The sequence below is a fragment of the Salmonella sp. WC3 genome, assembly GCF_042932255.1.
Lineage (GTDB): Bacteria > Pseudomonadota > Gammaproteobacteria > Enterobacterales > Enterobacteriaceae > Salmonella > Salmonella enterica.
Map to the genome: position 1 here is coordinate 2977707 of NZ_CP170629.1, position 20984 is coordinate 2998690.

Consider the following 20984-nt stretch of genomic DNA (forward strand, 5'->3'; position numbering starts at 1 on the left):
GGCGGGCGGGAAAAATCAATCGCGGAAGTTTTTGAACTGGAACGGCTGGCCCAGATTGCCGCCGCGCATCAGCACCATCGCTGCCTGCAGATCGTCGCGGGATTTACCGGTCACACGCACTAACGTAAATTCGAATCCAAACCCACAGAGATTACCGCAAGATATTAATGTTGACCCAACACCGCCTGCCGGAAGACCCGCGCTGGAACGCCCTGCACGAGGAGTTCAGCTTTGACGACGACGACAACCTGCTGGGCATGAACATGCCGCCCGAAGGTGGCGAGCATCAGGCGAAAGTCAAAGGCGACCGCCTGCTGCTACAGGGCAGACCACCACTATGAGTACGACGAGTTCGGCAATCCCATCGCTGACCGCTGGGGCAAGGCGCAGTGCCGGGAGCACCGATTTGAATGGAACGGCGAGCACCGGCTGGTGCGCTTTACCGACGTGCGCCACTATGATGATGAAGGCTTTCCGCGCCACTCGTGGCGCTATGAGTTCGATAATGGCGTGACCACCCTATATCCCTGTCCGACGCGAAAATCCTCAGTATCAAGCCTTCTGATAACCCCTTTAAGCTGATCGATTCTCACGGTCGGTATCTGCTTGTTAATCCGGGCTTGTGGGTCAGGCGCTCAAGGAGCGTGAAGTGTGGCGCAATGTTTTCGCCTTCCGGCGCGTTTCCTGGCATAGACGCGGTTATCGGCGACAGGTATCCGGCGATGGTGATGAAGCTCGCGGCACAATAAGGCCTTAGCGGGATGCAGAATCGCCTCCCGCTAAGGCTTCATTCAGCCGCTTTCCATATCACATAAATACGCCTCTTCCACTCCTGTCCGGCAGCAGGCGACAGCTCATTTCGTTAGCGAAACGGTGGCTCATTAAACGTGCGTAATTTACGTGAGTGCAAACGATCACCTTCTGCGCGTAGTAAATCAATAGCACGAATACCAATTTGCAAATGTTCTGAAATAGCCCCCTCATAAAACCGGTTTGCCTGCCCGGGCAGTTTAATTTCACCGTGTAAAGGTTTGTCAGAAACACAAAGCAGCGTGCCGTAAGGCACGCGGAAGCGATAGCCCTGGGCTGCAATCGTCGCGCTCTCCATATCAATCGCGACCGCGCGGCTAAGGTTGAATCGCAGCGCCGATGCGGAATAACGAAGCTCCCAGTTACGATCATCCGTGGTGACGACCGTTCCCGTGCGCAGTCGCTGTTTCACCTCTTCACCGGGCATTCCGCTAACCGCTTTGGTAGCGTCGTACAGCGCACGCTGTACTTCCGCAATGCTTGGAATAGGAATATCAGGCGGCAGAACGGCATCCAGCACATGATCATCGCGTAAGTAGGCATGGGCCAGCACATAATCACCAATCGCCTGACTTTCTCGTAACCCTCCACAGTGCCCAATCATAAGCCAGACGTCAGGCCGCAACACGGCCAAATGGTCGCAAATCGTTTTAGCATTTGAAGGGCCGACACCGATATTTACCAGCGTAATCCCCTGCCCATCTGCCGTTACCAGGTGCCAGGCGGGCATCTGATGCTTCTTCCAGGCCAGATCGGAAATAGCCTCTTCCGGCGCTTCCGTTTCTGCCGTGATCCAAATTCCGCCGGCACAGGAAAGCGCGATATAGGGACTGTCAGGATCAAGAATTTGGCTGCATCCCCAGCGCACAAACTCATCGACATAGCGGGTGTAGTTGGTAAACAAAACGAAGGGCTGAAAATGTTCAACCGGCGTACCGGTATAGTGCCGTAACCGGGCCAACGAGAAGTCAACACGACGCGCGTCGAAGTGCGATAGCGGATAGAATTCGCCGGGGTGGAACAGACCGTCTGCCGTCTCATCGCCAATCTGCGCCAGTTCTGTGGTAGGAAAATGGCGCGTTAGCCCGGCGCTCATAGAACGATCCAGCGTCAGAGCCGAGCCATCGATCACATAAGGATACGGGATCTCATGGTGCGAGGCCTCTACCGCAATATGCGCGCCATAATCATGGTAAACGAGGTTAAGCTGTTCCAGAAGATAAGCGCGAAATAGCGCAGGCCGCGTAACGGTAGTGGTATAACAGCCGGGATGAGTAAAGCGTCCAAAAGCGCGTGTTTTAGGCGGGTTCGGTGTCGCGCCATCCCAGCTTACAGACAGCGAAGGATAAACAAACAGTCCGTTAAGCCTGGCGTGGGGATCGGGCAGCGTACCGTTATCAACATAGTCAGCGATGGCTTCACGGAGCGCGTTAACCGACTGCTCGTACAGCTCCTCCAGGCGATCCAGCGCCTGCTCGGGCGTCAGGTTTGTGCCTTTATTTTCCATATTATTCTCCTTAGCGTTCACAGGTGAGGCACGTCATTCGATAGTATGACAGCAAATGAGGAAACTAAAGGGGTTAGCGTAAGGGTGGCGACAGTAAACATGAACCCTTTAAAAAGAAAAGAGAACTATCTTAGCGCCACCATCATCGCTCAAAAAGAAGGGTACTGGTACAGCCATTTGTTAAGTTCATTACAATTAGTCATATAACCATTTCCCGGCTTTTGCTGACTCGATCAGCATGCTGATAGTGAAATCTGGGACGGGTACAGGTTCCGTTTTCTTGAACGGATGCCATGAAAAAGGGTGATTAGGAAAATAGGTTTCTATTCTGAAGTTACCTCGCTCGACATTGAGTTTCTCGAAGAATTTATTCATGAGATCTTCGGCTTCAAGTTCATCAATGCTCAGATCAGTATCAAGGTCAATCTCTGGTGTTAATTCCACTTGCTTAATGTTGAACAGATATGTGCCAGCATAAGGCCGTACAAGCTCGTAAACTTGCTGTTCAATATTGTCTACCATAACTTATCATTGCCCCGAGCAATGGTATTGTAGTCGCGTATAGTGCGATATGTTATTTGTGACACATCTGCGGCAAGGATAATTTCCCCGATCAAAGGAATGAAACGTCCAACAAACGGCGCAATGTTACGAACCATAACACGTCTGGCTGTCCACGGGGTGTAACCGCCTAACCATGTCGGAAGGGATATTCCAAAGGGAAATTTTGACTTTTTAAACACTGCACGTGCAGTACTGGACGCGTATGATGTGCCTTTAGTCGCTCCAGCGGGTTTCGCCCTTGTCCAGAGATTATTACGACCTGATGCCAGAGCAACAACAGCCCCGAAATCTGCAACACCAATCCCAAACTGGCTTGCGGTATTCTCACAGAAAATCATAACAGAAGTTCGGCAGCAGTCAGATTGGATTTTCCTGCATAGAAGTATGTTCCATTTAGTTCTTCTACTGTATCCATTAGAAACTCTATAGTTACTATTTTGGTTTACTTATTGTACATCCTTGTTTCGAATGAAAGAAATCAATCTTTTGGGAAAGAACGGATCAAGATCACGGGAAATATCTGAAATCAGATGAAAGAGACAGTCGCGATTCCCACCAGGGGCATCACCTGGCAAGCTTGTGTGATCGCTCCGTTTGAACCGAACACATCTATATGTCAGCATACTGATACGGGTTTGATCTTGCGGATAGCGGTATCGGTTAATGCCATAGGTGGGGGCTCCATTTTCTCAGCGAACCGCGAGGCCCCGATTAAGCCCCTAAAAACTATGGATGTCAAAAAACCCGGTAAACCTTCTCAGGTCAACCGGGTAAAGATAATTTATTGTTTTTTAAACGTCTCCGGACTCACCAGGATATCCCGAAACTAAAATCTGGCTCCTCTGACTGGACTCGAACCAGTGACATACGGATTAACAGTCCGCCGTTCTACCGACTGAACTACAGAGGAATCGTGTGAACGGGGCGAATATTAACGAGGTGCCCCTGGCTTGTCAAAGCCTGTTTTCACAAAAAAAGTTCGTTTGCTGCTTTATTCCACACTTCGGTTAAAATTCACCGTTTCCTGATGATTTTCACAGCAAAAAGCGCTTACTCCCTCTTTACGCGCGGGTATCTCCACAGCCAGCGCCCGCTTATCAGACGCCAGTAAAACAGTGCGCCACGCACGGCCCAGTCAAGAAACATCCTCAGCCAAACCCCTACAACCCCCATACCCAGCACAATACCAAGCGTATACCCTGCCACAACGCGACAGCCCCACATCCCCAGCATCGATACCCACATCGCAAATCGCACATCGCGCGCGCCTTTAAAACCCGACGGCAACACCCACGCGGCCGCCCAAATTGGCATAAAGGCAGCATTAAGCCAGAGCAGAACTTTCACTACCTCTTTTACGTCCTGCTCCTGGGTATAAAATGAGGCAAACAGACCCGCAAACGGCGCCGTCCCCCAGGCAATTGCCGTAAGTACGATAGTCGACATCCAGAATACATGGCGCAGTTGACGCTCTGCCTGACCAATTTGCCCGGTACCAAGACGCTTACCGGTGATAATAGTCGACGCCGAACCAAGGGCGTTACCCGGCAGGTTGATAAGCGCCGCCACGGAAAAGGCAATAAAGTTACCCGCAATAACGTTAGTGCCCATTCCGGCGACAAACATTTGCGTCAGTAGCTTGCCACCGTTGAACAGCACTGATTCAATGCTCGCCGGAATACCGATACCCATCACTTCCCAGATAATGCCGAAATTCAGCGGCTTCAGATAGCTTTTCAGCGGAATGCGCAGCGCCGGATTAAAACCAATCATCAGCACCCAAATAATCGCTACCGCGCCGATGTAGCGCGAAATGGTTAATCCCAGCCCCGCGCCGGCAAAACCCAGCCCTTGCCAGGAGAAAGCCCCGTAAATCAGGATGCTGCTGATAATAATATTGAGAATGTTCATCCCGCCGTTAATCATCAACGGGATTTTCGTATTCCCTGCCCCACGCAGCGCGCCGCTACCGATTAGCGCAATTGCCGCAGCCGGATAACTCAGCACCGTCAGTTCAAGGTACGTTAACGCCAGCCCCTTTACTTCTGGCGTCGCCTCGCCTGCGACAATATTAATAATTTCACTGCCGAAATAATGAATGACCACTGCCAGCACAACGGCAAATAGCGTCATAATCACCAGCGACTGGCGCGCCGCCGCCCTTGCGCGTCGCCTGTCGCGCTTGCCGAGGCTAAAGGCGACCACCACCGTAGTACCAAGATCGATAGCCGCAAAAAAAGCCATAATTACCATATTAAAACTGTCGGCAAGCCCCACGCCCGCCATTGCTTCCTTGCCCAGCCAACTGACGAGAAAAGTACTGAGCACGCCCATTAGCAAAACACAGGTATTTTCCAGAAAAATAGGGATAGCAAGTGGGGTGATTTCACGCCAGAACAACACTTTGTAGCTCTTGCGTTTGGCATACCAGGGCGTACGGACGACAGCCTGGCGTAAGGCAGTGGAGACGTTCAAAATGGACCTTAAAGAAGAGAGTTGAAACCACATTTCAATAATGAGCGAGAAATCGTAAGGCTGCAAAGCTTTTTGCAGAAAAAATGTCTGCAAATGCAACAAAGTGATGAGATAACCCGCAATCGAATCTGTAAGAGGTTAAATGGGGTTTGACAAAAATTTTTCCGCCGCTAATATACGACCCCACACGATTCCTCTGTAGTTCAGTCGGTAGAACGGCGGACTGTTAATCCGTATGTCACTGGTTCGAGTCCAGTCAGAGGAGCCAGATTTTAGTTTCGGGACATCCTGGCGAGTCCGGAGACGTTTAAAAAACAAGAAATTATCTTTACCCGGTTGATCTGATAAGGTTTGCCGGTTTTTTTGACATCCATAGTTTTTGGGGCTTAATCGGGCCTCACGGTTCGTTGAGAAAATGGAGCCCCTGCCATGACACTCACTACTAATACAGATACTCCAGCCCATGAAAACCAGCAATGTGGCAGGATATTTAAAGGCCAGACCTGCCTGCGCTAATGTTGACCGGCATTCCGGAACGGCGCTCCAGCACCTCATTAACCCGCGAAGTATCAACGTCATCCCCTTTGATAAACGTGCGCAGCACTGGCGTAACGGGCAATGGAACTTTTTTGTCTGACTCAAATTCAGCACGGTTACGAGAAAGCGGTTCGTGTACCTCCAGCCAACGACTGCCATCCGGCTCTACCGAAAATTTAACGGGCCTGTCGATAATCTGAACGCGGGTTCCTACAGGAACATGGTCGAATAAATATTTAATATCGTCATTGCGTAAACGGATACAGCCCTGACTGACGCGAAGGCCAATGCCAAAGTTAGCGTTAGTGCCATGGATGGCATATAACCTGCCGATATATATTGCGTATAGCCCCATAGGGTTATCCGGCCCCGCAGGCACCATCGCGGGCAGCGTTTTTCCCTCTTTAGCATATTCCCGACGCGTATTAGCCGTTGGCACCCAAACCGGGCCATCTTGTTTGCGTTCAACCGCAGTTACCCAGTTGCGCGGCGTTTCACGGCCAGCCTGACCAATACCAATAGGTAGCACCTCAACCGTATTCGTGCCTGCGGGATAATAATAAAGGCGCATCTCGGCGACGTTTACCACAATACCTTCACGAACGGTGTCAGGCAGAATCAACTGCTGCGGCACTACCAGTGTGGAACCAGACTGAGGTAAAAACACATCCACGCCGGGATTCGCTTCAAGCATATTACTCAGCCCCTGACCGTAGCGGGCGGCAAATGACTCTAAGGGCTGAGTATTGTTCTGCGGTACGGCGATTGTGACAGGCTGTCCTACCAGACGACTGCCTTCGGGCGGCAACGGATAGCTTATAGCCAGCGAGAAATGGCTTACCAACAAGACGAAAAACGGAAAAAAAGGTGTGATACGACGCATTATATCCCTTCCTTTGTCGCGGCAGGTGTGCGTTAAGTATAGCTTTTTTCTCACATGGCTGGTGTTGTGCGCCCGGGTTATGTTGCGTTTGCGTTCCCCTCCGGCAGGACAATATTACTGGCCGCCAACTCCCCCATGTTGTGGAACATGGCGCACGCGGCTTCCACGATCGGCATCGCCAGCGCCGCGCCGCTTCCTTCACCTAACCGCATCGCCATATGCAAATAGGGTTCCATAGACAAATGCGCGAGCGCGATGCGGGCGCCCTTTTCCGCCGAAAAGTGCGACGGGATCAGATAAGGTCTCACCGCAGGCGCAATCTGACAGGCCGCCAGCGCTGCCGAGTAGGAAAGAAAGCCATCCAGCAATACGGGTAAGCCACACCTTGCCGCGCCAAGCATCACGCCGGTCATCCCGACCAGATCAAAACCACCCACCTTCGACAACACATCAATGCCGTCGCGCGGATTGGGCTGATTAATCGCAATCGCCCGCCGCACGACGTCCACTTTATTATCGATGCGGGAAGGCGGAAGATTCGCGCCAATCCCCACCACCTCTTTTGCATCACTTCCTGTAAAAACGCTGACCATCGCGGCGGCTGGCGTAGTGTTCGCCATTCCCAGCTCCCCTACGCCAAATAAGGTCACGCCGCGTTGCGCCAGGTCGCAGGTGTAGCGGGAAACCTCCAGCAAAAGCGCCTCAGCCTGCAAGCGACTCATCGCCGGGCCAACGGCAATATTTCCGCAGCCGCGCGCGACGCGCATATTAACTACGCCAGGAATAGGTTCGGCATCAATACCGACATCAATGACATGCACCTTCGCACCGGCCTGAGCGGCAAGCACGCATACGCCGGTTGTTCCCCGCGTCATATTCGCCGCCTGAATCGCCGTCACGATTTTGGGCGAAACCGCTACGCCTTCATCCCAGACGCCATGGTCGGCGCACATCACCAGCACCGCCTTTTCACCTACCTGCGGCGTACCGTTAAGACCCGGCATACCCGCGAGCTGAACGGCTAAGGTTTCCAGTCTGCCCAGGCTGCCCGGCGGTTTGAGCAGGCCGTCAATATGTTGCTGCGCACGCGCCATCGCCTCGGCGTCCGGCGCAGGAATGTCACGGAGTAAAGCGTGTAGTGTCTGCATAAGATGTCTCGTCCGTAATAATCGGCTCATAACAGAGCCAGCAGAAAGATCAATTCACCAAGTTCGATCGCCGCGCCCAGCGTATCGCCGGTTTGACCGCCAAGCGTACGTTTAAGCAACTGGCCAAGGATGAAAATCGCCGCGCATGTGACCACCATTGCGGCCAGTCCTTGCATACCAGGCAGTAATACCGTGGCGATGATTATCGCCAATCCCAGAGTAATGCAGGTTTGCCGTCCGCTGACTTTACCGATAAATACATTGCCAAGCCCCTCTTCACGGGCGTAGCGATGACGGTACATCAATAAAACGGCGCTGCCGCGTCCGGCCGCACAGGCCGCTGCCAGCGCCGCCAACATTGGCGTTCCACGTAACGCCAGTTCGCTGACCACCAGAATTTTTATCAGGAGCACAAAAATAAGCGCCAGCCCGCCATGGGTTCCCAGACGACTATCGCGCATAATCTCCAGCATTCGCTCACGGCGGCGCGCGGAAAAAATGCCATCGCAGGTATCGGCCAGCCCATCCAGGTGAAAACCACCGGTCAGCAGCGCCAGCGCCAGAATACAGAACAACGCCGCTAGCGGAATACCGCACCAGGGTTGTAGGAGGATGAAAATCAGGCCGCTTACGCCCCCCAGAATCAACCCGATAAAGGGAAACATCACGATCCCACGCGAATACTGCTCGAAATCCAGTCCCTGCGACCAGCGTGACGGCACGGGCAAGCGGCTAATAAAAGCGAGCATGGCCCAAAACAGCTTACTCATTTAATTTTGACTCCAATACCTGAGACCACCAGCCAGACCTCATCCGCCGCTGCCGCCAGTCGTTGGTTGACCCGACCGGCAATATCACGAAAATGGCGCGCCAGACGGTTTTCCGGGACGATCCCCATTCCCACCTCATTTGTCACCAGTACCACTTTCGCCGGGCAGCGCTGGCAGGCTGCAATTAAAATCTGAATTTCATCGTCAATGGCGCGCTCCATCGCCGCGTAATCCCACTGTTCGGGATCGTTCTCGCCTCCCAGCGCAAACAGCAGATTCGTCACCATGGTGGTAATACATTCCAGCAAAATCGCGTCGTCAGGGGCAAGATCCGCGGTAATCAACGTATCAAGATGCCGCCAGCATTCTGCGGTCCGCCAGTGTGCCGGCCTGCCATCTTTATGATGCTGAATTCTCGCCGCCATCTCGTCATCAAGAATCTGCGAGGTGGCGATATACAGTACCTGCGGCGCATCGCCAATTAAGGTTTCAGCATGACGGCTTTTACCACTACGCGCCCCGCCCGTCACCAGAATCATCATACCGGCTCCTGATGTTGTTGCATGATGTTATAAATTTTATCAATATCAATATGTTGCCGCATCGCTTCCGCCAGCAGATCAAATTGCCGCGCTTTATGCTCCGCATAACAAAAAGTCGTTTCCCACGGCGCAAGTCCTTTTCGCGCCCGTAACCCATTGACCACCGCACGGGTAAACGCATCGCTGTCAAACAGGCCGTGAAGGTAAGTGCCAAACGCCAGTCCGTCGGCGGTGACCGCGCCATCCGCCACAGAGCATCCATTTTTCTGTAACGTCATGGCCGTACAGCATCCTTCCTGCAGCACCGTTTCCCCCATGTGGATTTCATAACCGCGTACCGGTAGCCCCGCCGCGGCAGCCAGCCAGCTGGGCAGCTCGCCTGACATTGTCGCGTTAACCTGCGTCGTGATTTTATCCTGTGCAAAGCGAGTGATCGTATTAAGCAGCCCCAGGCCCGGCTGCGTACCCAGCCCCGACTCCACCTCATCCACAATAGTGTCGCCCAGCATCTGGTAGCCACCGCAAATTCCCATCACCGGCACGCCCTGCCGATGTGTCTGCAATACCGCATCCGCCATCCCGCTTTCGCGCAGCCAGGCGAGGTCGCTCAGCGTATTCTTACTGCCCGGCAGGATCACCAGATCAGCGTCAGTCAACGCTTCCGGGCGGCGAATATAGCGTATGCGCACATCCGGCTGCGCCGCCAGAGCGTTAAAATCCGTAAAGTTAGAAATATGTGGCAGTTGCACAATGGCAATAGTGATATCACGGGGGGCGTTACCGCGATATTTATCGTTTTGCAGCGCGACGCCATCTTCATCTTCCAGATCCACATCCAGCCATGGCATCACTCCCAGGACCGGGACGCCAGTAAGCGATTCGATTTGTTCGATACCGGAATAGAGTAGCGCCACGTCGCCGCGGAATTTGTTGATAATGACGCCCTTTACTCTGTCACGCTCCTGTTTATGCAGCAGCGCCAGCGTGCCATAAATAGCGGCGAATACGCCGCCCCGGTCGATATCCGCCACCAGAATAACCGGACACTGGGCCATTTCCGCCATTCCCATATTGACGATATCGCGATCGCGCAGATTGATTTCCGCCGGGCTTCCGGCGCCTTCCAGCACAATAACGTCATATTCCTGCGCCAGACTGTTATAAACCGCAAGGATTTTCTCACGCAAACGCGGTTTATAGTCATGGTAACTAACCGCATCCATATTGGTCGCCACTTTCCCCATCAGCACGACCTGCGCCTGGCGATCGCTGGTCGGTTTGAGCAGCACCGGGTTCATACGCACATCTGGAGTGATCCCCGCGGCTTCCGCCTGAAAAATTTGCGCCCGCCCCATCTCTTTACCATCCGGCGTAATACCAGAATTAAGCGCCATATTTTGCGATTTAAACGGCGCGGTACGCAGACCATCCTGATAAAAAATGCGGCATAAACCCGCCGCCAGCACACTTTTGCCGACGTCGGATGCCGTCCCCTGCAACATAACTGCCTGCGTCATGACGCCTCCCTGAATGCGCACTTTTGCATTCGATGAAAAAACTCCGTTTCTGTTTTACACAGCGGCAGTCCCAGTTGAGTATGAAGTTTGACCAGCCAGGGCTGGGTTAGCCCCGCTTGTTCCATCGCTTCCGTACACACGAAAACCTCGCCAGGCGCGCCATGCGTCAGGATCTGGCCCTGGCGTAATACGTATACGGCATCGCTAATTTCATAAATAAGATCGATATCATGGCTGGAGATAATGACATGATTGCCCTGCGCCACAATCCGCCTGATGATAGCAATCATCTGAGTGCGCCCTGCGGGATCGAGACCAGCAGTGGGTTCATCCAGCAATAGATAGCGCGCCTGTAGCACCAGCGCTCCGGCGATAGCCACACGTTTTTTTTGCCCATGACTCAAACACTGAATGGGCTGATGGCGAAAATGTTGGGCGTCAACCAGCGTTAGCGCCTCGTCGACGCGGCGCGTGATTTCCGCCTCCGGCACCCCCAAATTACGTAAACTAAATGCAATATCGCTATCGATATCAGTATAAAAAATCTGCTGTTCAGGGTCCTGAAAAACCGTCGCAACTTGCTGGCGCAGCGCCAGTAGTCCGCGCTTGCTGTAATCCAGCGGTTTTCCCTGCCACAACACGGCCCCTTTTTGCGGACGCAACAAGCCGCTCAGGTTCATAAAAAGCGTAGACTTCCCACAGCCGTTCGCGCCCACCAAACCGGTAACAGGCGAAAGCGAAAAATCCAGATTTAACCCTTTAAGTACCGGCTCATTCTGATAACGAAACCACAGGTCTGAAGTGGCAAGCATAATAGTCCTTACAGGTGAAAATCACCCTGATACAGTTTGATATCCAGCGTGGTGGTCATTTGCTGATAACGCATTAACACCCGCGTAAACAGGAGTCCAGCCAGCATCGCCAGAGATCGATAGCCGTTCGGCAGGCTGCAATAACCAAAACGCAGCGTTTGCGCACGACGGATTGCCACCGCCTCATCCAGAAGAATAAAGAGAAAGCGCCACGTTAACAGGATTTGCTCGGTAAGCAGGCGTGGAATATGCGCGCGCTTAAGCAAGCTAATTAACTGCGGAAACGGTAGGTTCATCACCAGCCACAACGTCGCGGACAGCGCCGTCAGGCTACGCCAGAACGTTTCATTCGCCGTAACCACGCCCGCACGGGTAATCCCGATCCAGTACGGCCCAACAGATATGCCAGCCAGCAGCATTTGCGGCTCGCGGCTGATGCTGAAGATAATCGTTATCACGCCGACCAACAAAAATCCAAAAGGTATCGCCATCCATCGACACCAGCGCCAGAGGGATATGCGCAATAGCCAACAGCTCAATCCGGCAATGATCAGCAGCTCAATGCCCTGCCCTACAGGCGGCAGAATAAACGCCAGTATCATCATCGCCAGCCACAGCAAAAACTTGCGCTGCGGCGCAACGTGTGCCCAGCGGCTTTGATAGCTGAGTCGATCAAGCCCGGTCATCACGGCGTTGTTTACCTTTGCAATACCCCAGGATATAAAAAATCACCGCCGCGCCAAGAGAGCCCTGAAGGGTAAACAGCAGGCTTTCAATTTCACCGCTGGCAGGTTCATATAACGGCTGAAACCAGGGTTTATACTGCGGCGCAATAGCCTGAATCTGGCTTTCCGCTTCGCCGTCTGAACCGCCATATTCACCGCCATGGTTAATAAAAAACGGCAGAATCACCAGAGCCACCACCATCGCTAACAACATCAACGTTTTTTTCATTTTAATGTCCTTGTACGGTAATCACTTGCCGTTTGGTTAACTGGTCATAAATCATGACGGTTAATAAACCTTCAGCAATGGCGACAGGAATCTGTGTGAGGCAGAAAATCCCCATAAACTTCACAACAGACCCTGTCGCTCCGGCATGGGGATCGGGAAACGCAACGCCAAACTGGACTGAAGTCACAAAATAGGTCGCCAAATCCGCCAGCATCGCGCACAGAAAAACGGCGACATCGCGGCGCAGTCCGGCACGGCAGGCCATTTTCCACACCAGATAACCGACAACCGGGCCAATCACCGCCATCGACATTCCGTTTGCGCCAAGCGTCGTCAGGCCGCCGTGCGCCAGCAATAGCGCCTGAAACAACAGCACAACCGCGCCGAGAATCGCCACCACCCCGGGCCCGAACAAGATAACCGCCAGACCAACGCCGGTCGGATGTGAACAACTCCCCGTTACCGACGGAATTTTGAGCGCGGACAGGACAAAAATAAACGCGCCGCACAGCGCCAGCAGTACCTTCTGATGATTATCCTCCTGCACAATACGCCGTAAGCGCACCAGCCCATACCACAAGCAGGGTAAAAACAGTAACCACCAGGCCAGCGCCCACACTGGCGGTAAAAAGCCCTCCATGATATGCATCGCAAACGCCTGTTGCGGGACAACCATCAGCAATAGCGCTGCAGCCAGTCCACTGAAAGACAACCGTCGAAGCTGCTGTTCAAGTTTCATTCTGCATACTCCCACTGTTTATTGACCAGAATGGTCGAAAAATAGGGCAACGGTCGATCATCGTTGACCTCGTGGAGATGGCGCCAGCACTGCTCGCCGGGCAGCGTGGCCTCGGACATCATTAAGGCGCATTCCAGCAGGCCAGCCTGCGCCAGCAACGCTTTAATACGAACGAACCGGCCATACACTTTCATCAGCACCAGGCTATCATGCTGTTGTAGCGCCTGGGCTATTTCCGCTTCCGGCGCGGTACAAGAAATAACCGCCAGCGATTGCTGTTCTATGGCGAGCGGCATTTTCGCGCGGGCGGCTATCGCGGCGAAGGACGTGACGCCGGGGACAATCTCCAGCCACTCCGGGCAGCCGATACGCTGGAGTAAAAAAATCCAGGTACTGAATAGCATCGCATCGCCTAGGGTAATAAAACCGACCTGTTTACCCGCTTTCACCTCTGCGGTAAGCGCGGCGGCAACCTCGTTCCAGACCGCTTCTTTCTAGGCGCCGTCAGCGCTCATAGGGAAATGGCAACAACGTACTTCCGTCTGCTCGCCGAGATAGTCGCGCACAATCGACAGCGCCAGACTATCGCCCCCCTTACGACCGGCGGGCGCATACAGAATGTCCAGCGAGCCAAGAATCCGCGCTGCGCGGACGGTTATCAGGTCGGGCGCGCCTGGCCCGGTGCTTAATGCGTATAATTTACCGTTCATGCCGCCTCCTCTACCGCCATGTTCAGCGCCTGGTGCAAATGCGCGACAAACATCGCCCGGATAGCCGGGTTTTCTCCCAGCCCGCTCAGCCACGGCGTCGCCGGAATGCCCGCCGCGTTAAAGCGCATTTTCCATGAGTCGCCGTCGTCTGAAGCCATATCATTAATGGCGTGATCGCCCGCCACCAGCATTAATGGCATCAAATGTACGCCGGTGACGCCTTCGTCACGCAGGCTGTCGATCAGGATGTCGACCTCCGGGTAGCTTTCTACGGCGCCGACGCGCGCCGGAAAGCGCTGCGCGGTCATCATATGATCGAGACAGGCATAAGCTGCGAATGCGTGATGGCTGGCGCCGTGGCCCATAAAAACGACTTTCTCCGTTTGTCTGAGCGATGGCATCTGTTGTCGCAACGCCTGCATTAGCTGCACATAATCGTTATGGCTGCTCAGCAACGGCACGCCCAGCGTCAGGCGAGTGAATAACGGACGCAAGAGTTGTACCTCACGGACAATTTTTTCATATTCGTCGCCGTTAATAATGTGCAACGACTGAATCGCCACGTCCTGATATCCCTGTGCGGCAAGCTTTTGCAAAGCCTGTAATGGCGTATCGATGTCGATACCGTCACGCTGGCGAAGCTTGCGAATGATCATTCCGGAAGTGAAGGCGCGAAACAGGTCGCGATCGGGACAGGACGCCGCCAGATCACGTTCGCACGCCACAATGTTTTTTTCACAGGTGTCGTGATAGCTGGTGCCAAAACTGACTACCAGAAGCGCTTTTTTCATTTTTACTCCTTAGCTGCGGCCAGCCAGCGCGATAAACGCTGCGCAAAGGCGGCCTGGCTTTCCAGTAACTCATCACCCGTCACAAGCGGCGTCGGGCGCGCAATAACGATGCAGGGAATGCCCGCATCCAGACAGGGCTGAACTTTTTCCTGATATCCCCCCTCCGCGCCGGACGCTTTGGTAATGACTACGTCGGCCCGGCACTGGTGGTAAAACGCGGCGTTAAAATCAGCGCTGAACGGCCCACACAGAGCGAAAATTTCTCCAACGCCGAACCCCAGTTCGCTGCAGCGTTGAATCACCTCCGCCACGGGCAGTACGCGCGCCAGCAACGTTTTTTCCGCCAGCCCGGCACGCCAGACGGCCAGATCTTTACTGCCGGTCGTCAGTAACACGCGCGGACCAAAACGCCTCGCTATCTCGCAGGCATCGGCAATACTGCGCGCCGTATAGAGAAGCGGATGCGTCAGATTGCTAAGCTGCTCCGGGCGCTGATAACGACTTAACAACACGCCCGCCGTTTCACAGGCGCGAAGGAGGTTATGGCTGACCATTTCTGCATAAGGATGCGACGCATCTATTACCCAGCGAGTACGATTTTCTTTTAGCCAGTCGACCATCTGCCCGTATTCCAGACGACCACAGCGCACCTGTCCTTTTATGTCGCCAGCCAGATCGTTTCCGGCTGGCGTCGCCACGGATAAGGTGTATGCGACGTTCGCCGCATCCAGTTGTCGGCATAACGCGCGCGCATCACTGGTGCCGCCCACCACCAGCACCACCCCCTCATTCACAGCGTGTAACCTCGCGGCGTTACCATCAGCCCATCCTGAACATAGGTCGTTTTATTACCGACGATGACCAGACTGGTCATATCTACCGGTTCAAAATTCATATCGCCGAGCGTAGTCAGCCATTTTTCCTCTTTCTTACGTCCGGCGGACTTCACCACGCCAACCGGCGTTTGCGCGCTTTTACTGGCGGCAAGCAGGTCAAACGCGCGCGCCAGATGCCCTTCGCGCCCGCGGCTGCGCGGGTTGTAAAAACAGATAACAAAGTCTGCCTCTCCGGCGGCAACGATGCGTTTTTCAATAACCGGCCACGGGGTCAGCAGGTCGCTGAGGCTGATATGACAGAAGTCATGCATCAGCGGCGCGCCCAGTAAAGAGGCGGCGGCGATGCTGGCGGTCATGCCTGGAATGAGCCGCACCTCGACGTCCAGTTTTTGCTTGCCGACCAGTTCCAGCACCAGCCCCGCCATGCCGTAAATACCGGCGTCGCCGCTGCTAATCAGCGCGACGTTATGCCCGGCCTGCGCTAGTTCAATAGCCGCCTGGCAGCGTTCAATTTCCTTACACATGCCGGTCTTGATCACCTGTTTGTCGCCAGTGAATGCTTTAACCAGATGGGTATAGGTTTTGTAACCCACGACGATTTCCGCCGCCTGAAGCGCCTCAATCGCCTCCATCGTCATCATTGCCTGCGAACCGGGGCCAATACCAATTACGCTCAACATCAGTGTGCAACTCCTAAAGTAATAGTGACGCCCTGTTCTCGCAGGGTCTCGCCTAACAATTGTCCCTGGCTTAATAACCACGCAGCCGGGCCGGATACGCTGCCAACGCCCACCGTTTTTCTGACGAAGCCAGAACCGGGAAAATGGTGTTCGAATTCGCGCAACGCTTCGGCGGTAAAGGTTTTAAAAGGCACGCGGCAGCAGGAGGCGAGCTGAATAAGCCCCGGCTCCCCTTTTTTGAGCGTGACGCTGCCAATCGCTTTTAACGCCAGCGGATCGAGTTTCTGCGCTTCAAGCTGACGCGCCAGTAATGTCGCTAACAGGGGAAATGGCGTATCGCGGCGACAGCCAATTCCCGCCACCACACGCTGGGGCACCAGTTTCCAGTGCAGTACGGGAAGCTCAGGGAGGTCATTACGCAAAGAGACGCAGATAAGCGCATCCAGCTCAGGCAACCGCTGCAAATCATCAACAGGGATAAAACCGCGAATATCGCACTGGCCGATCTCTTCCGTTAGTTCGGCATCCCACCATAACCCCACACGTTGATGACTGACCAACATCTGGTTAACGGTTTTTACCGCCGTGCGAAGATCGGTCATGCGGGCGTTAAGCTGGAAAGCTAAGGTGTCCAACGCGGACATCTCATTGACATCCGTTGCCGTGGTAATCACCGGATCGGCGCCTAACATTCCTGCCAGGTAGCGCGTCAAGGCATTGGCCCCGCCCGCATGACCGGAAAGCAGGCTAATGACATGCTGACCACGTTCATCAATGACGACCACCGCCGGATCGCTGAACTTGTCGTTCACTAACGGCGCCAGGACACGAACGGCAATGCCGGTCGCGCCGATAAAAATAAGCGCGGTATAAGTGGTAAAAGCCTGCCGGGCGGTATTAGCGAATCCGCCATCGAAGGGAATAAATCCCTCTTCCCGCAGTTTTTCACTGGTAAAGCAGGTTAACGGCAGCATCGCGGCGAGTCTCTTTGCCAGCGCCACGCCGCCGGGCGTCAGGCAAAACAACGCAATGGATTCAGGCTTTACGGTATTCATGGCTAAAGTCCGCTGCATAAAGTCTTGAGTAGTGATACTCCTTACCCAGAAAATTCCCGACCAGGATTAGCGCCGTCTTACGGATGCCAGCATCACGTACTTTGTCGCTAATATCCGCTAACGTGCCGCGAACGGTCTGACTTTCCGGCCAGGTAGCCTTATAGATGACTGCGACAGGCGTAGTTGCCGGATAACCGCCGGCAATGAGACGTTCCGCCACCCGATGAATACGCTGAACGGAGAGATAAATCGCCATTGACGTCTGGTGACTGGCGAAAGCCTCCAGTTGTTCGCGCGCCGGTACTGGCGTACGCCCTTCCAGACGGGTAATAATGAGACTCTGCGATACCTCCGGTACGGTATATTCCACACCCAGCTCTGCCGCAGCGCCGAGAAACGCGCTGACGCCAGGCACTACCTGCCAGTCGATACCGCGGCAGGTTAACTCTTCGCCTTGCTCACGCACGGAGCCGTACAGCGAAACATCGCCCGTTTGCAAACGCACCACCGTTTTTCCCGCTTTCACGCCCGCCGCCATCAGCTCGATAATCTGCTCAAGATGCAGTTCGGCGCTGTCGTAGCGTTCTGCCTGCGCGGGGCAGTAATCCAGCAGTTCGGTATTGATCAGCGAACCGGCATAGATAACTACCTGCGCCTGTTGCAGCAGGCGGTAGCCTTTAAGCGTGATCAGCTCGCGATCGCCCGGCCCGGCGCCGACGAACCATACACAGCGTGGATCAAATGTCTCTGACATGGTTTTCTTCCTTCTGACAGGCGATAACAAAAACAGGATTGTTCGGTTTGAAATAGTGCCCCGCCCCCAGCGGCGTTAACGATGAAAGCTGAAGCTGTACACAGTCCATTCGACATGCGCCGATGTGCGCAAGATGCGCCATCGCGCTATGAAGGTTTTCCTGCAAGATAAAGGTCATCACCAGACGGCCACCGGGATGCAGATGGCCCATCGCCCAGTCAATCAGCGCCGTCAGATGCCCGCCGCTGCCGCCCATAAATACCGCATCGGCTTTCCCGGTTATGGTCATTGGCGCTTCGCCAGGGAGAATATCGATATTGCCGCAGGCAAAGCGCTGACGATTCTCATCAAGCAGCCGTAGCGCGGCAGGATTACGCTCGATAGCCGTCACCTGCAACGAAGGAAATTGCAGCGCCGCTTCAATTGAGACGCTTCCCGTTCCCGCCCCGACGTCAATCAGGTGACTGGCGCGGTGGAGCTCAAGTTTCGACAGTGCCAGCGCCCGTACCGCCTCTTTGGTCATTGGCACGTTCTCGCCGCGCAGAAAAAGCTCATCTTTCATCCAGGATCACCACTGCATTCATTTCATAGTCGGCGTTGACCGCACTGACGGGTAGCCAGTGGATCCGCTCATTTTCCATCGCCAGATTTTCACCAATCACCATTAAGCGATGCCCTTTGCCCCGCGCGACCAGTTCCCGCGCGATTTCTCGCGGCCCGCAGCGGGCATCCGTGACCATCGCCACTTTGCGATGGCTCGCCAACTGATCGAAGCTGACGCAACGACCGTGGCTACTGGTCAACCACATGTCATTCATATCAATTCCAGCCTGTGCGCACAGATACTGTACGGCGCTGATGCCAGGGATAATGCGAACCTGTTCGATACCAAAATGCGCCACCAGGCGTGTACCGATGCCATAAAACAGCGGATCGCCGGAGGCCAGCACCACGATCCCTTTATCCCGACGGGTGGCAATCCAGGACAACAACGCGCCAATATCCGCGCCCAGCGTAAATCGTTCGCCGCCAAACGCCGGAAACTGCGCCAAATGCCGTTTACCGCCTGCCAGCGCATCGGCGTGGTCTATCGCTTCCAGCGCCGCAGGGGTCATCAAATGCCGTCCGGCGGGCCCCATTCCCACGACCGTTAGCATTGCAGCTCCTTAGCAATCTCGTCGACGGGACGATTACTGCCGAGAATATGGTTATCAAAAGAAAACAGGATGGCGTCGCAGACAGGCGGCGTTTTGGTAAAACGCAGCATCTGCATGACTCGCAAACAAATACGCCTGGCAAGATGGTTATAGATATGCCCGAAGCCATATGCTTCAATGTGCTCCATTGCCGCTTCAGTGGTATCGCAATCGCCGACCAGGGTGAGTAACTCCAGCGGCGCGCCCAGTAAAGCTAAATGCGCGACCAGCGTTTCCATGCGCGCATCGGCAATATGGCTATGGGTATGAAAGATCCCGGCGGCAATTTTGATCAGTTTTCCAGGATGCCCCACCAGCACTATCTGGCAAAATCCCAGCCGTACCGCCTCTTCAATCATGTAGCCGACAAAATTGCTCATGGTGACGACCGCCTGTGTGTCGACGCCCATTTGTTCGCGAACAAACCGTTCGCCGTGGTTGCCCGGCACGAGTATCACCCGCGTTAATCCTGACGCCCGTTTGATCTCCAGTTCCAGCGATAGCGAGCGTTTCCAGCTTTCTTCCGACATCGGTGTCACAATGCCGGTAGTGCCAATAATGGAAATGCCGCCAAGAATGCCAAGCCGCGAGTTATACGTTTTTTGCGCCCGCGCTTCGCCTTCCGGGGCAAAAATCTCCACATCGGCCCCACGCGCTGGGCCTATCGCTTCGCGCACCGCAGATTCAATGGTATGACGCGGCGTACGATTGATGGCAGCGCTCCCGAGCGGTAGTCCAACCCCTTTACGCGTTACCGTACCAATACCTTCGCCGCCAGTGAGCGTAACGCGGGCAAAAATCAGCATTCCGTGCGTGGCATCCACATCATCGCCGCCATCTTTACGAATTGCGGCTATCGCCTGCTGGCCTTCAATGTGCGGCGACTCCACGTTCAGGCATAGCGTGACGCCCGACGGCGTGACGATGGAGACCTGATGAATCAGATGTTGACGTAATACCATCAGCGAGGCGACTTTTGCCGCCGCCGTCGCGCAGGAACCGGTGGTATATCCTTTACGTAACGCTTTACCGTGGTGCCAGACCGGCGCGTCAAAAGAAAGCTCGCTCATCAGGCCTCCCGGAGGTGATAGAGCAACGCATTGACGATAGCGGCAGCCACGTTACTGCCGCCTTTACGCCCTAACGCGGCAACCGCGGGGAAATGGCTATGGGTGAGTGCCTCTTTGGACTCCGCCGCGCCGACAAAGCCTACCGGTACGCCCACCACGCCGCTCACCGTCACGTTATGTTCAAGCAAACGGAACAGGGCCGTCGGCGCATTACCGAAAACAAAGAGCTTGTTTTTCTCCTCCTCGGCGATAGCGATATCGACGGCGGCCATTGAACGGGTAATCCCCTGCGTTTGTGCGGCGCGCACCACGCGCGGATCGCTGATATAACAGCGACACTCGCCGCCAAACGTCGCCAGTAATCTTTTATTAATGCCGGACAGCGCCATCGTGGTATCGGTATAAATAATGCACGGATGGCGTAACGCATCACAAAGCTGCTCCAGCGCATCGGCAGAGAACCACAAAATGTCCAGCCAGTCGAAATCGGCGGTGGTATGAATAACCCGCTTGATAATGGCCTCATGGAGCGGACTGGCGAAACGGTAATCAGGACGCGTTTCGCGAATAATGTCGCTAATAATGGTGAAACTGTTGGCCTCAATGGTTTGGGGCTGCTGGATATAATGCATAC

23 protein-coding genes, 2 tRNA genes and 3 pseudogenes are annotated in these 20984 nt (G+C 54.4%); 3 read left to right on the top strand and 25 right to left on the bottom strand.

Annotated features, from left to right (window positions below):
• Positions 1 to 15: 15 nt before the first annotated feature.
• A pseudogene (locus ACFK9X_RS14665) lies at positions 16 to 120 on the bottom strand (DUF520 family protein); the annotation flags it as partial.
• A 47-nt stretch (positions 121 to 167) separates the two neighbouring features.
• On the opposite strand from ACFK9X_RS14665, the gene ACFK9X_RS14670 reads away from it, so the two are divergent.
• A complete protein-coding gene (locus ACFK9X_RS14670) occupies positions 168 to 341 on the top strand; it encodes a hypothetical protein (protein ID WP_000957535.1) in 174 nt (57 codons plus the stop codon).
• A gap of 521 nt (positions 342 to 862) precedes the next feature.
• Here the strand turns inward: ACFK9X_RS14670 and ACFK9X_RS14675 are convergent.
• Positions 863 to 2317, bottom strand: coding sequence for an AMP nucleosidase (locus ACFK9X_RS14675; protein ID WP_000428191.1), 1455 nt, complete (start codon positions 2315 to 2317; stop codon positions 863 to 865).
• A 45-nt stretch (positions 2318 to 2362) separates the two neighbouring features.
• Here ACFK9X_RS14675 and ACFK9X_RS14680 point away from each other — a divergent pair, with 45 nt between their 5' ends.
• Entirely contained in the window at positions 2363 to 2524 is a 162-nt protein-coding gene (locus ACFK9X_RS14680; RefSeq protein ID WP_031626865.1) for a hypothetical protein, read from the top strand.
• Here ACFK9X_RS14680 and ACFK9X_RS14685 read toward each other — a convergent pair.
• From ACFK9X_RS14685 to ACFK9X_RS14700, 4 genes and pseudogenes are all read right to left on the bottom strand, one after another.
• Positions 2513 to 2839, bottom strand: a complete 327-nt coding sequence (locus tag ACFK9X_RS14685) for a DUF1493 family protein (protein WP_000228159.1) — start codon at positions 2837 to 2839, stop codon at positions 2513 to 2515. The two genes, ACFK9X_RS14680 and ACFK9X_RS14685, sit on opposite strands and share 12 nt — an antisense overlap.
• Positions 2833 to 3296, bottom strand: a pseudogene (locus tag ACFK9X_RS14690) (STM2901 family protein). Before ACFK9X_RS14690 ends, ACFK9X_RS14685 begins: the two are co-directional and overlap by 7 nt.
• A 419-nt stretch (positions 3297 to 3715) precedes the next feature.
• A tRNA-Asn gene (locus ACFK9X_RS14695) sits at positions 3716 to 3791 on the bottom strand.
• A gap of 140 nt (positions 3792 to 3931) precedes the next feature.
• Positions 3932 to 5389, bottom strand: a complete 1458-nt coding sequence (locus ACFK9X_RS14700; protein WP_151117950.1) for an EmmdR/YeeO family multidrug/toxin efflux MATE transporter — start codon at positions 5387 to 5389, stop codon at positions 3932 to 3934.
• 159 nt (positions 5390 to 5548) lie between these two features.
• Here ACFK9X_RS14700 and ACFK9X_RS14705 point away from each other — a divergent pair.
• A tRNA-Asn gene (locus ACFK9X_RS14705) sits at positions 5549 to 5624 on the top strand.
• Between the two features lie 222 nt (positions 5625 to 5846).
• Here ACFK9X_RS14705 and ldtA read toward each other — a convergent pair.
• The 19 genes and pseudogenes from ldtA to ACFK9X_RS14800 all read right to left on the bottom strand — a co-directional run bounded on the left by ldtA (position 5847) and on the right by ACFK9X_RS14800 (position 20982).
• Positions 5847 to 6776: a L,D-transpeptidase gene (ldtA, locus tag ACFK9X_RS14710; RefSeq protein ID WP_001252817.1), complete on the bottom strand. Its 930-nt coding sequence runs from the start codon at positions 6774 to 6776 to the stop codon at positions 5847 to 5849.
• 77 nt (positions 6777 to 6853) lie between these two features.
• On the bottom strand, positions 6854 to 7924 hold the full coding sequence (gene cobT / locus ACFK9X_RS14715) for a nicotinate-nucleotide--dimethylbenzimidazole phosphoribosyltransferase (RefSeq protein ID WP_001193983.1): 1071 nt from the start codon (positions 7922 to 7924) through the stop codon (positions 6854 to 6856).
• Between the two features lie 26 nt (positions 7925 to 7950).
• Positions 7951 to 8694 (bottom strand): adenosylcobinamide-GDP ribazoletransferase, encoded by a 744-nt coding sequence (cobS, locus tag ACFK9X_RS14720; RefSeq protein ID WP_151116844.1) that lies wholly within the window; start codon positions 8692 to 8694, stop codon positions 7951 to 7953.
• Positions 8691 to 9236: a bifunctional adenosylcobinamide kinase/adenosylcobinamide-phosphate guanylyltransferase gene (gene cobU, locus ACFK9X_RS14725; protein ID WP_000973193.1), complete on the bottom strand. Its 546-nt coding sequence runs from the start codon at positions 9234 to 9236 to the stop codon at positions 8691 to 8693. The genes cobS and cobU overlap by 4 nt, the downstream gene beginning before the upstream one ends.
• A complete protein-coding gene (locus tag ACFK9X_RS14730) occupies positions 9233 to 10753 on the bottom strand; it encodes a cobyric acid synthase (RefSeq protein WP_151116846.1) in 1521 nt (506 codons plus the stop codon). The genes cobU and ACFK9X_RS14730 overlap by 4 nt, the downstream gene beginning before the upstream one ends.
• Positions 10750 to 11565, bottom strand: a complete 816-nt coding sequence (locus ACFK9X_RS14735; RefSeq protein WP_151116848.1) for an energy-coupling factor ABC transporter ATP-binding protein — start codon at positions 11563 to 11565, stop codon at positions 10750 to 10752. The genes ACFK9X_RS14730 and ACFK9X_RS14735 overlap by 4 nt, the downstream gene beginning before the upstream one ends.
• A gap of 8 nt (positions 11566 to 11573) precedes the next feature.
• Positions 11574 to 12251 (bottom strand): energy-coupling factor ABC transporter transmembrane protein, encoded by a 678-nt coding sequence (locus tag ACFK9X_RS14740; protein WP_086811906.1) that lies wholly within the window; start codon positions 12249 to 12251, stop codon positions 11574 to 11576.
• On the bottom strand, positions 12238 to 12519 hold the full coding sequence (locus ACFK9X_RS14745; protein WP_000753212.1) for an energy-coupling factor ABC transporter substrate-binding protein: 282 nt from the start codon (positions 12517 to 12519) through the stop codon (positions 12238 to 12240). The genes ACFK9X_RS14740 and ACFK9X_RS14745 overlap by 14 nt, the downstream gene beginning before the upstream one ends.
• Position 12520: 1 nt before the next feature.
• Positions 12521 to 13258, bottom strand: a complete 738-nt coding sequence (gene cbiM, locus ACFK9X_RS14750) for a cobalt ECF transporter S component CbiM (RefSeq protein ID WP_151116850.1) — start codon at positions 13256 to 13258, stop codon at positions 12521 to 12523.
• Positions 13255 to 13968, bottom strand: a pseudogene (locus ACFK9X_RS14755) (cobalt-factor II C(20)-methyltransferase). The gene cbiM and the pseudogene ACFK9X_RS14755 overlap by 4 nt, the downstream one beginning before the upstream one ends.
• Positions 13965 to 14759 carry a sirohydrochlorin cobaltochelatase gene (locus ACFK9X_RS14760; protein ID WP_000709784.1) on the bottom strand — a complete coding sequence of 265 codons (795 nt, stop codon included), beginning with the start codon at positions 14757 to 14759 and terminating at the stop codon, positions 13965 to 13967. Before ACFK9X_RS14760 ends, ACFK9X_RS14755 begins: the two are co-directional and overlap by 4 nt.
• 2 nt (positions 14760 to 14761) lie before the next feature.
• Complete coding sequence (locus ACFK9X_RS14765) at positions 14762 to 15553, bottom strand: cobalt-precorrin-6A reductase (RefSeq protein ID WP_151116852.1); 792 nt, start codon at positions 15551 to 15553, stop codon at positions 14762 to 14764.
• Positions 15550 to 16275 carry a precorrin-3B C(17)-methyltransferase gene (locus tag ACFK9X_RS14770; protein WP_000953638.1) on the bottom strand — a complete coding sequence of 242 codons (726 nt, stop codon included), beginning with the start codon at positions 16273 to 16275 and terminating at the stop codon, positions 15550 to 15552. The genes ACFK9X_RS14765 and ACFK9X_RS14770 overlap by 4 nt, the downstream gene beginning before the upstream one ends.
• Positions 16275 to 17330, bottom strand: coding sequence for a cobalt-precorrin 5A hydrolase (cbiG, locus tag ACFK9X_RS14775; protein ID WP_001098919.1), 1056 nt, complete (start codon positions 17328 to 17330; stop codon positions 16275 to 16277). Before cbiG ends, ACFK9X_RS14770 begins: the two co-directional genes overlap by 1 nt.
• Complete coding sequence (locus ACFK9X_RS14780; RefSeq protein WP_151116854.1) at positions 17311 to 18084, bottom strand: cobalt-precorrin-4 methyltransferase; 774 nt, start codon at positions 18082 to 18084, stop codon at positions 17311 to 17313. Before ACFK9X_RS14780 ends, cbiG begins: the two co-directional genes overlap by 20 nt.
• A complete protein-coding gene (locus tag ACFK9X_RS14785; RefSeq protein WP_023245098.1) occupies positions 18068 to 18646 on the bottom strand; it encodes a decarboxylating cobalt-precorrin-6B (C(15))-methyltransferase in 579 nt (192 codons plus the stop codon). Before ACFK9X_RS14785 ends, ACFK9X_RS14780 begins: the two co-directional genes overlap by 17 nt.
• On the bottom strand, positions 18636 to 19241 hold the full coding sequence (locus tag ACFK9X_RS14790) for a cobalt-precorrin-7 (C(5))-methyltransferase (protein WP_000958844.1): 606 nt from the start codon (positions 19239 to 19241) through the stop codon (positions 18636 to 18638). Before ACFK9X_RS14790 ends, ACFK9X_RS14785 begins: the two co-directional genes overlap by 11 nt.
• On the bottom strand, positions 19235 to 20350 hold the full coding sequence (gene cbiD, locus ACFK9X_RS14795) for a cobalt-precorrin-5B (C(1))-methyltransferase CbiD (RefSeq protein ID WP_151116856.1): 1116 nt from the start codon (positions 20348 to 20350) through the stop codon (positions 19235 to 19237). Before cbiD ends, ACFK9X_RS14790 begins: the two co-directional genes overlap by 7 nt.
• Positions 20350 to 20982: a cobalt-precorrin-8 methylmutase gene (locus tag ACFK9X_RS14800; protein ID WP_000558988.1), complete on the bottom strand. Its 633-nt coding sequence runs from the start codon at positions 20980 to 20982 to the stop codon at positions 20350 to 20352. Before ACFK9X_RS14800 ends, cbiD begins: the two co-directional genes overlap by 1 nt.
• Between the last annotated feature and the right edge of the window lie 2 nt (positions 20983 to 20984).